Source organism: Rhizobium sp. NLR8a (assembly GCF_019685235.1).
In the GTDB taxonomy this organism is placed as follows: domain Bacteria; phylum Pseudomonadota; class Alphaproteobacteria; order Rhizobiales; family Rhizobiaceae; genus Rhizobium.
Genome location: NZ_JABDWI010000006.1, coordinates 140,775 through 156,216 on the forward strand (window position 1 = coordinate 140,775; position 15,442 = coordinate 156,216).

At 62.4% G+C, this 15,442-nt stretch carries 10 protein-coding genes; 3 read left to right on the plus strand and 7 right to left on the minus strand.

Annotated features, from left to right (window positions below; all coding sequences use genetic code 11):
* Positions 1-180: 180 nt before the first annotated feature.
* The 7 genes from HJC04_RS13015 to HJC04_RS13045 form a co-directional block, all read right to left on the minus strand.
* The gene (locus tag HJC04_RS13015; RefSeq protein WP_210629833.1) at positions 181-1,413 is read right to left on the minus strand and encodes a TadE/TadG family type IV pilus assembly protein; all 1,233 of its coding nucleotides are present in this window, start codon (positions 1,411-1,413) and stop codon (positions 181-183) included.
* A 114-nt stretch (positions 1,414-1,527) separates the two neighbouring features.
* Complete coding sequence (locus HJC04_RS13020) at positions 1,528-2,415, minus strand: transglutaminase family protein (protein WP_210629834.1); 888 nt, start codon at positions 2,413-2,415, stop codon at positions 1,528-1,530.
* Positions 2,412-4,829, minus strand: a complete 2,418-nt coding sequence (locus tag HJC04_RS13025) for a circularly permuted type 2 ATP-grasp protein (RefSeq protein WP_210629835.1) — start codon at positions 4,827-4,829, stop codon at positions 2,412-2,414. Before HJC04_RS13025 ends, HJC04_RS13020 begins: the two co-directional genes overlap by 4 nt.
* A gap of 38 nt (positions 4,830-4,867) precedes the next feature.
* On the minus strand, positions 4,868-8,194 hold the full coding sequence (locus HJC04_RS13030) for a DUF2126 domain-containing protein (protein WP_221146399.1): 3,327 nt from the start codon (positions 8,192-8,194) through the stop codon (positions 4,868-4,870).
* Between the two features lie 105 nt (positions 8,195-8,299).
* Positions 8,300-9,682 (minus strand): sensor histidine kinase, encoded by a 1,383-nt coding sequence (locus HJC04_RS13035; protein WP_221146400.1) that lies wholly within the window; start codon positions 9,680-9,682, stop codon positions 8,300-8,302.
* Entirely contained in the window at positions 9,679-10,356 is a 678-nt protein-coding gene (locus HJC04_RS13040; RefSeq protein WP_020922268.1) for a response regulator transcription factor, read from the minus strand. Before HJC04_RS13040 ends, HJC04_RS13035 begins: the two co-directional genes overlap by 4 nt.
* Before the next feature lie 93 nt (positions 10,357-10,449).
* Complete coding sequence (locus HJC04_RS13045) at positions 10,450-12,318, minus strand: TPR end-of-group domain-containing protein (RefSeq protein WP_210629838.1); 1,869 nt, start codon at positions 12,316-12,318, stop codon at positions 10,450-10,452.
* A 341-nt stretch (positions 12,319-12,659) separates the two neighbouring features.
* Between HJC04_RS13045 and HJC04_RS13050 the strand changes: the two genes are divergently transcribed.
* The 3 genes from HJC04_RS13050 to HJC04_RS13060 all read left to right on the plus strand — a co-directional run bounded on the left by HJC04_RS13050 (position 12,660) and on the right by HJC04_RS13060 (position 15,430).
* Positions 12,660-13,706: an ABC transporter substrate-binding protein gene (locus HJC04_RS13050; RefSeq protein ID WP_210629839.1), complete on the plus strand. Its 1,047-nt coding sequence runs from the start codon at positions 12,660-12,662 to the stop codon at positions 13,704-13,706.
* A 291-nt stretch (positions 13,707-13,997) separates the two neighbouring features.
* On the plus strand, positions 13,998-14,942 hold the full coding sequence (locus HJC04_RS13055) for a tripartite tricarboxylate transporter substrate binding protein (protein WP_210629840.1): 945 nt from the start codon (positions 13,998-14,000) through the stop codon (positions 14,940-14,942).
* A complete protein-coding gene (locus HJC04_RS13060) occupies positions 14,939-15,430 on the plus strand; it encodes a tripartite tricarboxylate transporter TctB family protein (RefSeq protein ID WP_210629841.1) in 492 nt (163 codons plus the stop codon). Before HJC04_RS13055 ends, HJC04_RS13060 begins: the two co-directional genes overlap by 4 nt.
* Positions 15,431-15,442: the final 12 nt, after the last annotated feature.

Sequence of the window (15,442 nt, forward strand, 5' to 3'; positions counted from 1 at the left end):
GAAGCACTTGCAACAAAGGATTTGGACAAACGGAAAATTTGGGAAACCGTCATATTCACATTGCCGGGGAGGATTGATTTCAATCGCCTTTCCCGATCTGCTGGCCGGCAGCGACAGCCGAAAGCCGCACCGGGTTGTTCCGGCGCGGCTTTCCTTTGCCCCTTTTTCGTGGCGGTATGCTCAGTTCGTCAGACGTGTCAGCTGAGCGGAGGCTTTCGCACCGATCGCCTTAAAGGCGGCAAGGAGGTCTTCCATTTTTTCAGCTTGGAAATAATGGGAGTCGTCGGAGGCGCAATAATGCAGCAGCGTCTGTCCGCCAGCGGGTGCCATAAAGGCAATCGTATAGATTTCGATGCCCTTGGACTTCGCCGTGTCACATGTTGCCTTGGTCAGGGTGTCATATGAACGGCCGCCGCTGCTATCGTTGTTGTTGTCTCCGTCTGTCATGAAGACGATGTACTTTTTGGGTATTTGGCCAGTCTTCAGCTTATGGGCGGCGTCCTCGGCATCGTTCCCCGCGGCATTTTTTGCCGTCAGGGATGAATAGGCCGTGCTCATCGCGCCGCTCGAATTGGTGCCGCCTCCTGACTGAAGCGCATTGACGTAGCTCGATACACCGGCAGTCCCCCAGGCGAGACTACTGGGTGTATATTGAACGATATCGTAAGAGACTGCGCCAGTGCGTACGTATTGGGCGTTGGGATCGGCGCTGCTCAACTGGCCGAAGAGATTGCCGGCGGCGATCTTCAGCGCCTCTATTTTCGTATAGTAGTTCGTGCGGCTGCCCGTGCAGGTGTCGTAGATGGTCTTGCCGTGCTTGTTCAAATGAGGATTGCAGTCATAGGTGTACGATTCCGTCGGATCTTCCTCGTTAACTGTCGCGGTATCCTCTCCCATCGATCCCGATTTATCGAGCGCCAGATACATCGAGATGGAGCCCTGGGTCTGCGAATGGCCGCCAACAGTGGTGCCGGAAGCCGAGAGGTGTTGCGTGCTGAAGCCGACCGCCTGCATGAGTGGGTTGACCGTGAGGTCGTAACTCGGCGAAACCGTCACTTGGTAGGATGTCGATTTGCCCGAAGTCGTCGTTTGGACATTGACGCTCGTCGTGCTCTTGATGTCGGCACCGCTCTGCAGATAATTCGCCATCTGCCCCGCGACGAAATTCCGGGCGAAGGCTTCGGCCCCAGACGTTTGGATCGTGCCATTCGCCAGTGCGGTGGCGGTCGCAAGCGCGGCTGAGTCGGCCGCCTCCTGCAATTGCTGTTTCGAGAGGAGCATATCACCGACCTGGATCGCCATGCCGGCAGCGCCGAGAAGAACCGGCGCCAAGATCGCCGTCATGATACCGAAATTACCGCCTCGATCGCTGAACATGCGACGCAGGCAGGGATGCAAAATGGAGGTGCTCATCATGTTCACCCAACTGGAAACCCTGTGAGGTGATTTACGCACGCTGCTTCTTTACGCCGCCCTTACGGCGTCAATAGACTTTTAACGAATCGGCTGATTTTTCCAGTTTTGGGATCATTTCAGCGGGATTACGTCGACCGCCTGAACGGCACGTTGACCGCCGTAGCTTTTCAAAACGCCGATAACGGGAACCACGTCGGAATAGTCCCGGCCATAGGCGACGACGATATGATCCGTGCCGGCAGGGATGTCGTTGGTCGGGTCGAGCTCGATCCAGCCGATCGTCTCGCCGCACCAGGCCCGCACCCAGGCATGCATCGCATCTGCTCCTTCCAGCCGTTCCTTGCCGGGCGGTGGAATGGTACGCAGGAAGCCGGAGACGTAACCCGCCGGGATGCCGAGGCTTCTGAGCGCCAGAATCATGACGTGGGTGAAATCCTGGCAGACGCCGCGCTTCAGCCTGAACGCTTCGAGCGGGGTCGTGTCCACCGTCGTCGCGTCGGAATCGTAAGTGAAATCCTTATTGATGCGGGCGCAGAGCGCATGGGCGATCTGCACGACTGTCAGCCGGGGCGTGACGCAGCTTCGTGCATAATCGCCAATCTCGCGGGCCTGGGTCAGGCGCGGGCTGTCGCCGAGAAAGTGATGCGGTGAATCCGGCGCCAGTGACCAGACGCCTGATATTTCCTCCGGCAGCCCGGCAAGCAGCGGCGAGAAATCGGCGGCGATGGGCTGGCTTTCGACCTGCACACGGGCCTGCATGCGAATGTCGAGCGTCTCATGCGCCGTCCGCAGCATGAAGGAGGTGGCGGGGTGTTGAAAGAAGTCGACGAAATGCGACTGCTCGTCCGGCGTCGGCGAGACGGTGATCGAGCCGGCGACCAGACGTTGCCGGTTGGCGAGCGACAACGGCATCAGGCGCATGATATGGCGAGCGCCGGAGGCCGGCACGTCGTAGCTGTAACCCATGCGGAGCGAGAGATCGTAAAGCACTGCCGTCACCCGAGATAGGTCTGGGCGAGCAGATCCGAAAGCTGCTCCAACTCGCGTTCGAGCCGCTGGTAGACCTCGACCCCCATGCCCTCGGGCGTCATCACCGCCAGACCGGAATGAAGCCGCATCGCCTCGCGGTAGAAGGGCGACATCTGCCCATTGATCAGGGCGTTCGGCAATTGCTCGACCTCATGATGGATCTCGTTCACCTGGAAGAGGACTGAGCGGGGGTTGAGAGGGTCGAGCGCCAACAGGTCGGTGACGGTCAGCCGCGCGGTGTTGACGTTGTAGCGGCGGCGATGGGTCATGACGCTGTCGCCGATCTCCAGCAGCATGTCCAGCGCGCCGTCGGGTGCTTCTGGTCCGGACATGTGGCCGAGCAGGCGCGTCATGTGCAGGCCGCGCTCGATATAGCGGCCGAGCGAGAGAAAACGCCAGCCCATGAAGCGGTACATGTTTTCGTGCACGAGGCCGGCAAAGCCGGCGAGCTTGCGCAAGAGAATTGTCATCGCATGACTGGCGTCATCGCCGGCAGTGACGGTGGCGTGAAAGCGGCGGGCGGTCTTGGCGAGATCGTTGAGGGCGAGCCAACCATCGGGCGAGAAGCGGTCGCGGATGTTGCTCGCCGAATAGACGGCGCTGTCGATGTTGCGCAGGAGCCTTTCGGGCACGGGCTCGGCGGTATCGATGTCGACGGCCGCGAGATAGGCGGAGACGTCGGCGAGCAGCGGCTGGCCCGGATCGGCGGCTTCGGCAAAACGCGCATGCCAGGCGCGCAGGATGCGCAGCGCCCCTTCGGCACGTTCGATGTAGCGGCCGAGCCAGAACAGGTTGTCGGCCGCCCGGCTCGGCAGGCTGCCAGGCATGTTGCGGGTGAAGCTGCCTTCTGCCGGCAGCAGCGTGTGGCGCTCGACCGGCTTGTCGCTGACGATCCAGACGTCGGCAGCTGCACCGCCAGACTGCATGGCGATCGCCGAGACGTCGGCGCCGGAGCCGATGCGGGCAAAACCGCCGGGCATGATCTGCCAGCCGTTTGCCGTGCGGGCAGCGAAAACGCGCAGCGACATCGGCCGCGGCACGAGTTTGCCATTCACCCAGGCGGGCGTCGTCGACAGCGTGACGACTTCCTGGCCGACCAGCTTCGGGCCGTCCGAATTCAGCCAGTCGGCGATGGAATCTTTGGCGGTCGCCCGCAGCGACGAGCCGAGCACGGATTCGCCGTTGTCGTCGAAGAAGGGCGCACGGGAATAGGCCGGGCCGATCACCATTTTCTCGATATTCTTGGCGACCTGCTCGCGCTCTTCCTTCTGGCCGCACCACCAGGTGGCGATCGACGGCAGTTTCAGATCCTGCCCCAGCAAATGCCGGCAGATGGTCGGCATGAAGGCTAGAAGCGCCCGGGTTTCCAGAATCCCCGTTCCGAGCGCGTTGACGATGGTGACGCTTTCAGCGCGCAGCGCCTCTACCAGACCGGGCGTGCCGATATGTGAATTCTGGTTCAGCTCCAGCGGGTCGGCAAAGGCTGAATCGAGGCGGCGCCAGAGCACGCCGATCGGCTTCAGGCCGGCGACAGTGCGCACCATGACGCGGCCCTTGACGACAGCGAGATCCTCACCCTCGAGCAGCATGAAGCCGAGATAGCGGGCAATGTAGGCGTGTTCGTAATAGGTCTCGTTGGCCGGGCCTGGCGTCAACACTGCGATGCGGTCGTCGCCCGAATGTTTCATGTCCTGCAGCGCATCACGGAAGGCGCCGAAGAAGGAGGCGAGGCGGTGGACGGGCGTTTCGGCGTAGACATCCGAGAAGGCCCGGGTCGTCGCGACGCGGTTTTCAAGCGCAAAGCCCGCGCCGGAGGGAGCCTGGGTGCGGTCTGCCAGCACCCACCAGTTGCCGTCAGGGCCGCGGCCGATCTCGAAGGCGCAGAAGTGAAGATAGTGGCCGGATGCCGGCCGGATGCCGGCCAGCGGGCGCTGATATTCAGGATTGGCGGCGATCAGCGCCGGCGGCAGGAATCCTTCCTCCACCAGCCGGTTCTCGCCGTAGATATCGGCAATGATCGCCTCCAGCAGGTCGGCGCGCTGGACAAGGCCCGCCGACAGCGCCTGCCATTCGCGTTCATCGATCAGCACGGGAATATGCGAGATCGGCCAGGCCCGTTCGCCGGTGCCCTTGCTGCCATAGGCGCGATAGAAGACGCCGGCATCCCTGAGATAGCGGTCGGCGCGGGCGAAACGCTCGGCGAGATCCTTTTCCGGCATTGCGCCGAGATGCGAGAGGAAACGCTGCCAGACGGGGCGGACCGCGCCCTTATTGTCGACCATTTCGTCGGCGGAGCCGGGAAGCGTCGCATAGTCGAAGGCCGCATCCTTGCCGATGCGATCTCCAGCCTCTTCCCTGCGCTCCGCTGCCGGTCTCTTACCCATCAAAACCCAACCTCACCCTCGGCCTTTACCCCGGGGCCTCAAATGCCGGCGGGCCGCCTCAGATCCAGCGTCAGCGGGAATTCAGGCGAACCCGTCTCGGCGCGCGGAATAAACCCGCCCGCCGTATGCCCCCACGGCTCGAAGCGGGCGAGCCGCCTTGCTTCCGCCTCGTTGCCGTTGACCGGGAAGGTGTCATAGGTCCGGCCGCCCGGATGGGCAACATGATAGATGCAGCCGCCAATCGAACGCTTCGACCATGTATCATAAATGTCAAAAGTCAAAGGTGTGTTGATCGGCAACACCGGATGCAAGCCGGAGGCCGGCTGCCATGCCTTATAGCGGACGCCGGCGACCGATACGCCCGACGTGCCGGTCGGCGTCAGCGGCAGGACGCGGCCGTTGCAGGTGACGGTGTAGCGCGCGGTATTGCTGGTTTCGAAGCGTAGCTGCAGGCGTTCGACGGACGAATCGACATAGCGTACCGTGCCGCCGATCGCGCCTTGCTCACCCATGACGTGCCAGGGTTCCAGCGCCTGGCGCAGTTCCAGCTTCGAGCCCTCGTATTCGACTTCGCCGCAGAAGGGGAAGCGAAATTCGAGCTGGGCCTTGAACCATTCCGGGCTGACGTCGAAACCGTTTTGGCGAAGGTCGGCAAGCACGTCGAGGAAATCGGCCCAGACGAAATGCGGCAGCATGAAACGGTCGTGCAGGGTCGTGCCCCAGCGGACGAACTTGCCGTCGACCGGGTTGACCCAGAAGCGGGCGATCAGCGCGCGCACCAGCAACTGCTGGGCAAGCGACATGCGTGCGTTCGGCGGCATCTCGAAGCCGCGGAACTCGATGAGACCCAACCTGCCGGTCGGGCCGTCGGGCGAAAACAGCTTGTCGATGCAGATCTCGGCGCGGTGGGTGTTGCCGGTGACGTCGGTCAAGAGATTGCGGAACAGCCGGTCGACGAGCCAGGGCAGCGGTGGCTGGCCGCGGCCGGGCGCGGCGATCTGCGCCATGGCGATTTCCAGCTCGTAGAGGCTGTCGTGACGGGCTTCATCGATGCGCGGCGCCTGGCTGGTCGGGCCGATGAACATGCCGGAGAAGAGGTAGGAGAGCGAGGGGTGGCGCTGCCAATGGAGGACGACGCTCTTCAAGAGATCGGGACGGCGCAGGAAGGGGCTGTTGTTCGGATTGGCGCTGCCGACGACGACATGGTTGCCGCCGCCTGTCCCGGTATGACGACCGTCGATCATGAACTTATCGGCGCCGAGCCGGGTGGCGCGCGCCTCCTCGTAGATCGCCGTGGTGATATCGACGCATTCCTTCCAGTTCGAGGCCGGATGGATATTGACCTCGATGACGCCGGGATCGGGAGCGACGCGGATGACATTGATGCGCTCGTCCTGCGGCGGCGGGTAACCTTCGATATGGACCGGAAGCTTCAGTTCGGCGGCGGCGTTTTCGGCCGCGGCGATCAGCTCAAGATAATCCTCGATGCGTTCGACCGGCGGCATGAAGACGCAGAGCCTGCCGTCGCGCGGTTCGACCGACATAGCGGTGCGCACGGCGCCGGCGATGTCGCCGAGCGTCTGTTCGATCCGGCTGCGATTGCTCTCGCCGGCTTGGAAGGAGGCTTCCGGCATGGCCCGACCGGCCGGTACAAAAACGTCCGGCAGCGGTTCACGCGGGATCGTCGGATCGGCGGGATAGATATAGGGATAACGCGCCGGGGGCACATAGGGCAGGGTGCCGAGCGGCAGACGATAGCCGATCGGACTGTCGCCTGGAACGAGGAAGATCCTGCCGCGACGGGTGTTCCATCTCTCGCTGATCCACACACGGCTTTCAGCCGCCCTGGCGTTCCATGCCTGGATCGGAAGGACGTAACCTGTGGGGACGGTCAGGCCGCGGGCAAACACCCGGGCGATACGGTTGCGCTCCTCGGGATCCTTCAGCTTCGAATTCGCCGGATCGACGTTTTCGGGGAGGTTGCCCTCCTTGATGATCCAGTCGGCCGGATCCTCATAGGCCGGCTGCACCATGTCAGGCTTGATCGCCAATTCTTTTGCGATGGCCGTCAGAAACTTCTCGGCATCCTCTGCGGTGACGCCGGTGTCCTTGCCCTCGGCGGCGATCAGATCGAGGTTCTGCCAGACCGGTTTGCCGTCGCGGCGCCAGTAGAGCGAGAAGGTCCAGCGCGGCAGGCTTTCACCCGGATACCATTTGCCCTGGCCGTAATGCAGGAAGCCGCCGGGGGCGAAGCGTTCCTGCAGCCTGCGGATCAGGCTGTCGGCTTTTTCGCGCTTGGCCGGGCCGACGGCGGCGGTGTTCCATTCCTCGGACTGGAAATCGTCGATCGAGACGAAGGTCGGCTCGCCGCCCATCGTCAGATGCACATCCTCGGCTTCGAGGACACGGTCGACTTTCTCGCCGAGTTCGTTGAGCTCATCCCAGCTTTCATCGGAGAAGGGCTTGGTGATGCGCGGATGTTCGGCGACGCGCGAGACCTTCATATCGAAGGCGAATGCGGTTTCGGCCTCGCCGAAATAGCCGCCGGAAATCGGGGCGGCGTTGCGGTAATGCGGCGTTGCTGCAAGTGGGATATGGCTTTCGCCGGTCAGAAGGCCGGAGGTCGGATCGAGGCCGACCCAGCCGGCACCGGGCAGATAGACCTCGGCCCAGGCATGCAGGTCGGTGAAATCGACTTCGGTGCCGGAAGGGCCGTCGAGCGCCTTCAGGTCCGGGGTCAGCTGGATGAGGTAACCGGAGACGAAGCGGGCAGCAAGGCCCAGGTGGCGCAGGATCTGGACGAGCAGCCAGCTGGTGTCACGGCAGGAGCCCTTGGCGCTTTCCAGCGTCTCTTCCGGCGTCTGCACGCCGGTTTCCAGGCGGATGACATAGCCGATCTGCCGCTGCAGGCGGGCATTCAAACCGACGACCATATCGACCGTCGGCTGGCCCGGCGACCAGTCGAGAGTCGGCAGCAGCGCCTTGAGGCGCGGGCCGGCCGGCTCCGGCGTCATGTAGATCGACAGATCCTCGCGGATGGTTTCAGGATAATCGAACGGCCACCTGGTCGCCTCCTCCTCGACGAAGAAGTCGAAGGGATTATAGACCGTCATATCGGCGACGAGGTCGACCTCGATCTTAAACTCCGTCACGGGGTCCGGGAAGACGTAGCGGGCGAGGTAGTTGCCGTAGGGGTCCTGCTGCAGGTTGACGAAGTGGTTGGAGGGCGTGACCTTCAGCGAGTGGCTGAGCACGCGTGTCTTCGAATGCGAGGCCGGTTTCAACCGGATGATCTGTGGGCCGAGGCGGACCGGTTTGTCGTAGGTATAGTGCGTCAGGTGATAGATGCTGGCTTTGATCGACATATTGCTCTTTTTATCCGGCGCGCATCGTTGTGCGGCTTGCTGTTCCCGAAACCAGTGTGTGCAATGCAGCGAAAGAAAGCAAGGGCGCCCAGGACTCGGCGGCTTTTACCCCGCCTTGGCGAAGGTGACCGCCGCCTTCAGGCCCTTGCCGCCCGCACCCGGCTCCAGCGTCAGGGCGGCGTTGAAAAGATTGGCGATTTCTTCGACGATCGGCAGGCCGAGGCCGGCGCCGGGCGCGCCGGAATCATTGCCGCGCGAAAAGCGCCGGCGAACCGCCTCCAGCTTCTCGCTGGGAATACCGGGACCATTGTCCTCGACTTCGAGGCGAACCGTGTCGGCGGCTGTGATGATGCGGACGGTGACCTCAGCCCCCTTGCCGGCATAGGCGATGGCGTTGCCGGCGAGGTTGCGCAGCATCTCGCCGATCAGCAGCGGCTCGGCGCGGACCATGGCCGGGCTTTCGCCCTCGAAGCCGAGATCGATACCGGCGACGGCAGCCGCCGGGATCTGCTCGCCGGTGATTTCCTGAGCGATTGCGGCAAGGTCGATGGCGGAGGCGGTCAGCGCCTCCTTGGCCGTGGCGGCGTCGATCTTCGCCATCAAGAGAAGCTGAGCGAGGATGCGTTCGGCATGCGCCACGGCCTGGTCTCCCTTCAGCGCCGCCGCCTGGGCTTCATCAAGCGAGCCGGCGCGGGCGGAAAGGGCAAGCTGGGTGCGGATGATCGCTAAGGGCGTGCGCAGCTGATGGCTGGCATTGCCGGTGAAATGGCGCAGCGCATCGAGGGCCGATTGCAGGCGGACCATGAAAGAGTTCACCGTATCGACCAGCGGCTCGACCTCGCTCGGCACGGTTTGTTCGATCGGATGCAGATCGTCAGGACTGCGCTCGCCGATGGCGTCGCCGAGCTTGTAGAGCGGGCGGAGCGCCACCGTGACCGATATCCAGACGATGACCGCCGCGCCCAGGATCATGAAGGCGAGACGCAGCGCCGAACGTACGAGAATCGCCTGCGTCAACTGCCGGCGGGCGATGGTGGTTTCGGCGACGGTCACGACGAAGGGCACGGAGCGGATGCCCGTCGAGGCCGAGCGCTCGAGGGTGGCGATGCGGATCGGCTCGCCGCGGAAGCTGTCGTCGGCAAAGGCCGCGGCATTGCCGGGCGTCTTCTTCAGGACCGGCAGGGATTGATAGCCGGTGATGAATTGACCCGGAGGGCCGTCAACGCGGTAGAAGACCCGGTCCTGCGCCGCCGAGGTCAGCATTTCAAGGGCGACATAGGGAATGTCGACCTGCAATGTCCCGTCTTCGGCGACGACGACGCGTTCGGCAATTGCGAGAGCAGAGCCGGCGAGCACGCGGTCGGAGACGATATTCGACGTCTGGACCGCCTCGCGATAGGTATCGGCGAGTGCCAGCGTGCCGATGACGGCGGTCGAGATGAGCAGCCAGAAGAGCAGCCGCCGCCTGAGGGAATAGGCCGCTTTCATGAGGCCTCGGGCAGCTTGTCGAGATAGTAGCCGATGCCGCGGGCGGTCTTGACCGTCAGGCCGTGCGGCGAGAGGCGTTTCCTCAGCCGGCTGACATATTGCTCGATCGCGTTTGCGGAAATGTCGTCGTCGAAGGCCGTCAGCGACTGGATGATCGCCTCCTTGGCCACGACCTTGCCGGCCCGCATGAAGAGGATTTCGAGCAAGCCGAGTTCGCGGGCGGGAATATCAAGAGGAGTGTCGCCTGATGAAAAGGTGCGGGAATTAAGGTCGAAAGAAATGCCGCCGAAACCGACGGTCGCCGAACGCAGCCCGGCCTGGCGGCGCAGCAGCACGCGTACGCGGGCCTCGAACTCGGCAATATCGAAGGGTTTGATCAGATAATCGTCGGCACCGAGATCGAGACCCTTCACCCGTTCTTCCGGCGTGCCGCGCGCCGTCAGGATCAGCACGGCTGCCTGGTTCTGCCGGGCGCGCATGGCGCGCAGCACGTCGAGCCCGTCCATTTCGGGCAGGTTGAGGTCGAGTATCACCAGATCGAAATTTTCCGCCGCGATAACCGCATTGGCGGATGCGCCGTCGTGGACGACATCGACGGCATGGCCGGTGCCGCGCAGGATCGCCGACAGACCGTCGGCCAACGCGATATTGTCTTCTGTGAGCAGGATGCGCACGAATGTTCCCTCTGTTTTCAAAGGAGATTACAAAGGTGGCGGAGCGATGTCATAGCGATTTTCAAAATTCGATGAATGGCCGGGGACGAGATTTCAGCTCCCGGTCCTCTCGATCCGTTCACGTTCCGTCATTGCGATCGCCAACAATTTCCGGAAGCGCGGATCGTCGCGGATGTTGTCGAGGTCGGAATCATTGTTGAACCATTTGATGTGATAGACGGAGCTGTGCGGCAGCAGCTTCTCGAGCAGGTCGATTGCTTGGTCGGTATCGCCGAGGACGGAATAGACGCAGGCAAGATTATACTGGGCGACAATGTCGTCGGGATCGATGGCGATCGCACGGGCGGCCCAGTCGCGGGCCCGCGTCGCATCGCCGAGATGGGCAAGCGCCAGCGCGCCGCGATGGGCCGGGCCGGAGTTTTCGGGATTGAGATTGAGCGCACGTTCGGCGCGCAGCAGGCCGAGTCGTGCCCAGTTTTCTGTATCCACCGGACGGCCGAGCGAGCGGTAGGCCGACATCAGATGGATCGGCGAGACGTAGTCGTCAGGGCGGATTTCAGCGGCGCGGGTGAAATATTGAACGGATTCGGCAAAGTTGCCGCGCATGAAGAAGAAACGGGCGTAATGAAAATTCGCCTCGAAGAGGTTCGGGTCGAGCGTGAGGGCACGTTCGAAGGCGGCCGCCGCCCGATCATCGAGGCCGCTCTGATGCAGGGCCAAGCCATGCGAGGCATGGGCCTCGGGAAGATCGGGATCGAGCTGAAGAGCCCGGGCGCTCATATCGAGGAGGCGCCTCAGCGGCACATCGTCGGGCGCCCAGTCGCGGATCGCAGCGTCGCAATCGGCGATGCCGGCATAAGCCCGGGCATAATCAGGATCGAGTTCCACCGCCTTGCAAAACATGCGTCTTGCGAGTTGCAGGTAGGATTTCGTCCAGCTGTGCGAGAGCTGGCGGCCCCTGAGGTAATAGGTGTAGGCCTCGACATTGGCCGTTGGTTCGTTGGCGATCGCCTTCTTTTCCTCCGGCAGCAGGCGCACCTTCAGCTGGCTGACGATCGCTTGTGTGATCTCGTCCTGGATGGCAAAGATGTCGGTGAGGTCGCGGTCGTAACGCTCGGCCCAGAGGTGGTCGCCATTGGCAGTGTCGATCAGCTGGCCGGAGATGCGTACGCGCTTGTCGAAGATGCGCACGCTTCCTTCGAGCACATAGCGCACACCCAGTTCCTGGGCGAGGCGCTTCAACTTCACCGATATGCCCTTGTAGGTAAAGATCGTGTTGCGCGGCACGACGTGCAGGCTCGAGATCTTCGAGAGATCGGTAATGATGTCTTCGGTGATGCCGTCGGAAAAATAATCCTGATCGGCGTCGCCGCTCATATTTGTGAAGGGCAGCACGGCAATGAAGCAGGTATTGCGGTTCTCAGCGACCAGCCTGGTGGAGGAGGGCGGCGCCAAGGTGACGGTGTAGACCTGAACGGGCTGCCTGATATTCTTCAGCATGTGCTCGCCGATGAATTCGAAGCCGAGATTAAGGCGCGAGCCGATCTGGTCGCGCACGGAGGCCGACACGGCGATGCCGCCCGGTGCTGCGATACGCTCTAGCCTTGCGGCAAGATTGACGCCGTCGCCGAAAATGTCGCCGTTCTCGACCACGACATCGCCGAGATTGATGCCGATGCGGAATTCAACGCGCTCGTCCTTCGGCACGTTCTCGTTGCGGGCGGCCATGCTCCGCTGTATTTCGGCGGCGCAGGCCACGGCATTCACCACGCTCTGGAATTCGGCAAGGATGCCATCGCCGGTGAGTTTGACGATCCGGCCCTTGTAGTCCGAAATACGAACGTCAACCAGCTCGCAGCGATGGCGGTTCAGCGCCTGCAAGGTGCCTGACTCATCAATGCCCATCAGTCGGCTGTAGCCGACGACATCCGCAGCGAGAATAGCGCTCAGTCGTCGTTCCATGACCCCTCCCATGGATCACCCGGAGTATTCTAGTTTTTTATAGAGTTTTTGTTGCGCAGAGTCGTCCCCCGAATAGAAAATTCGGACGGCTTCGACGTTTTCACGCGGCAGCGCACCGTATATCGTCGCCAATCTTCTTCAATACTCTAAAGGGGCGAAGGACGAGATGAAAGCATAATCATTTATGGCTAAAACGTGTCGCCAGGCTCGTAACTACGCTATTGCTGCGCCATGCCAATACTTGCGTCGGGACAATTCACTCGCGGCCGCTGTCCGAATCCGGCGCCCTTGCTCCTCCAGGCATGCTCGGGCATTGTTGCGGTATGAGGAGTATTTTCATTTTGCTGCTGGCGTTCTGGCCGGGTTGCGTCCTGGCCGACCAAGCGTTCTATCCGGCGAAGTCGGGCGATGTCGCCGCACCGGTGCTGACGGTCTATTCTTCGCTCGACGAGCCCTTGGCACAGCCGATAATCCGGGGGTTCCAGGAGGCCAATCCTGATGTCGCAGTCAGATATGAGGACATGCTGACCGGTGAAATCTACGACCGGATCGTCAGGGAAACGGATGCCGGCGGCAAAACGGCGGATTTTGCCTTTTCCTCGGCGATGGACTTGCAGGTGAAGCTTTCCAACGACGGCTATGCGCAGGTCAGCAATCTGCCGATGAGTGCTGCCTGGCCGAAATGGGCGAATTGGCGCAATACCGCCTATGCGCTGACCTTCGAGCCGGCGGTGTTCGTCTATCACAAACCGAGCTTCGCGCACGAGCCGGTGCCGAGCTCGCGGGCCGAACTCGTCGACTATCTGAAGCGCAAGGGCAATGTGGTCTATGGCCGGATCAGCACTTACGATATCGAGCGCTCCGGTGTCGGCTTTCTCTTCATGGCGCGCGACCAGGAGCAATTCGGCGACATCTGGTCGGTGATCGGCGCGATGGGCGCGGCCGGCGTCAAACTTTACTCGACGAGCTCGGCAATTCTCGAACGCGTGGCCGACGGGCGTTTCGTGCTCGGCTATAATATTCTCGGCTCCTACGCCGCTGACTGGGCTTCGCGGCACCCCGATGTCGGCATCGTGCTGCCGAAGGACTACACGGTGGTGATGTCGCGCATCGGACTGGTGCCGCAGGCTGCGGCCGAGCCGGAACTCGGGCGCCGCTATCTTGCCTTTTTCATGTCGAAGGTGGGCCAGACGATCATGGCGCGCGAGCTGCAGATCCCGGCCGTCAGCCCGGAGGTGGCGGGGGAAAACACTGCCAATACCTTGCAGGAACTGCTCGGCGCCCAACTTCGGCCGGTGCCGGTCAGTCCCGGGCTGATGGTCTATCTCGACCAGGTAAAGCGTGCGCGGCTGATCGCGCACTGGAACGAGGTTCTGCGGGCGCAGTGAAGAAGGCCAGCCTTTGGCCGGTTCATGACCTCGATACCTGCTACACCTCGGCGGGCTGCTAGCCCAATTACGGCAAAAAAGCGGCTTCTCCTTCTGGATATCTTGCCGATGTCAGCTAGATGACAGGTTGTTGTGGTGGCTTTGGCTACTTCTTCTCCGTGGAGGCGGAGAATTGAAGCCTTGGGAGGCATTCCGCTCGTCATTCAGGACAACTGCGTCCATTGGCCGGCCCCCTCCCGATTCATTCGAGAATAACAGGCGGTTCGCTCAGCCGCCCACGGAGGACACATCGTGAAGCATACGTTCATCGCAACCATTCTCGCAGCCGCCATCGCGCTGCCGGCCTATGCGGCCGACTACACCATCATCGCGCCGGCCGCTCCCGGCGGCGGCTGGGACCAGACGGCCCGTTCGCTGCAGGCTGCGCTGCAGCAGGAGAAGATCGCCGGCAACGTGCAGGTCCAGAACGTTCCCGGCGCCGGCGGCACCATCGGCCTTGCACAGTTCAGCAGCCAGGCCGCCGGCAATCCGAATTCGCTGATCGTCGGCGGCTACGTCATGGTCGGCGCCATCCTCACCAACAAGTCGCCTGTGACGCTGAAGGACGTGACGCCGATTGCCCGTCTGACCGGCGAATATGAAGCCGTCGTCGTTCCTGCCTCGTCCGATATCAAGACGATGGCCGATCTGGTCGCGGCGCTGAAGAAGGATCCGGGTTCGGTTTCCTGGGGCGGCGGCTCGGCCGGCGGCACCGATCACATCACCGCAGGCCTGATCGCCAAGGCTTCCGGCGTCGACCCGACGAAGATCAACTATGTCGCCTTCTCCGGCGGCGGTGAAGCGCTCGCAGCCATTCTCGGCAACCAGGTCACAGCGGGCATTTCGAGCTACAGCGAGTTCGAATCGCAGGTGAAAGCAGGCATGCTCCGTCTCCTCGCCGTCTCCAGCGACAAGCGTATCGACGGCGTCGATGCCCCGACGCTGAAGGAAGCCGGTACCGACGTCAGCATCCAGAACTGGCGCATGGTCGCCGCAGCCCCTGGCCTGTCGGACGACGAGGTCGCCAAGATCACCGCCGACTTCGAGAAGCTGCACGGCTCTGCCACCTGGCAGGAAACGCTGAAGACCAAGGGCTGGGCCGACACTTATCTGTCCGGGGATGCCTTCAAGGCGCAGCTCGAAAAGGACGTCTCCGCCACCGAGGGCATTCTCAAAGAGATCGGACTTGTTCAATGAGCGAGGATAAGACCTCCTCGGCAACCGAGCGCCGCCCTGATCGGGCGGCGTTCATCATTGCCGTTTTCCTCTTCGCCATCGCGGGTGTGATGGCCTGGGATGCAACGCATCTGAAGGCGATCGCACAGTATGCCCGCATCGGTCCGGCAACGGTTCCGGAGGTAGTGGCGTTCGGGCTTTTCTGTCTTGGCGTCTGGACAGTCGCCGAAGCCTGGCGCGGCGAGTTCCCGGAACGAGACAAGCAAGAAGTGGCGCCCGTGATCTGGATCGTCGCCGGTCTTGTCTGCCAGATGCTGCTTCTGCGCATTGCCGGCTTCTCGATTGCGACCGGTATTCTGTTTGCGTTGACGGCACGCGGCTTCGGCAAACACAAGCTCTGGATCTCGCTGCCGATCGGCATCGTTTTCAGCTTCGTCGTCTGGGCGATCTTCTCGCAGCTCCTACAGCTGACGCTGCCGGCCGGCCCGCTCGAACATCTGTTCTTCTGACTGCGCGGGACG

Bases quoted from the DNA above. Each gene is read 5' to 3' on its own strand.
- HJC04_RS13015 (WP_210629833.1), bottom strand. From the start codon at position 1,413: ATGAGCACCTCCATTTTGCATCCCTGCCTGCGTCGCATGTTCAGCGAT.
- HJC04_RS13025 (WP_210629835.1), bottom strand. From the start codon at position 4,829: ATGGGTAAGAGACCGGCAGCGGAGCGCAGGGAAGAGGCTGGAGATCGC.
- HJC04_RS13030 (WP_221146399.1), bottom strand. From the start codon at position 8,194: ATGTCGATCAAAGCCAGCATCTATCACCTGACGCACTATACCTACGAC.
- HJC04_RS13035 (WP_221146400.1), bottom strand. From the start codon at position 9,682: ATGAAAGCGGCCTATTCCCTCAGGCGGCGGCTGCTCTTCTGGCTGCTC.
- HJC04_RS13045 (WP_210629838.1), bottom strand. From the start codon at position 12,318: ATGGAACGACGACTGAGCGCTATTCTCGCTGCGGATGTCGTCGGCTAC.
- HJC04_RS13060 (WP_210629841.1), top strand. From the start codon at position 14,939: ATGAGCGAGGATAAGACCTCCTCGGCAACCGAGCGCCGCCCTGATCGG.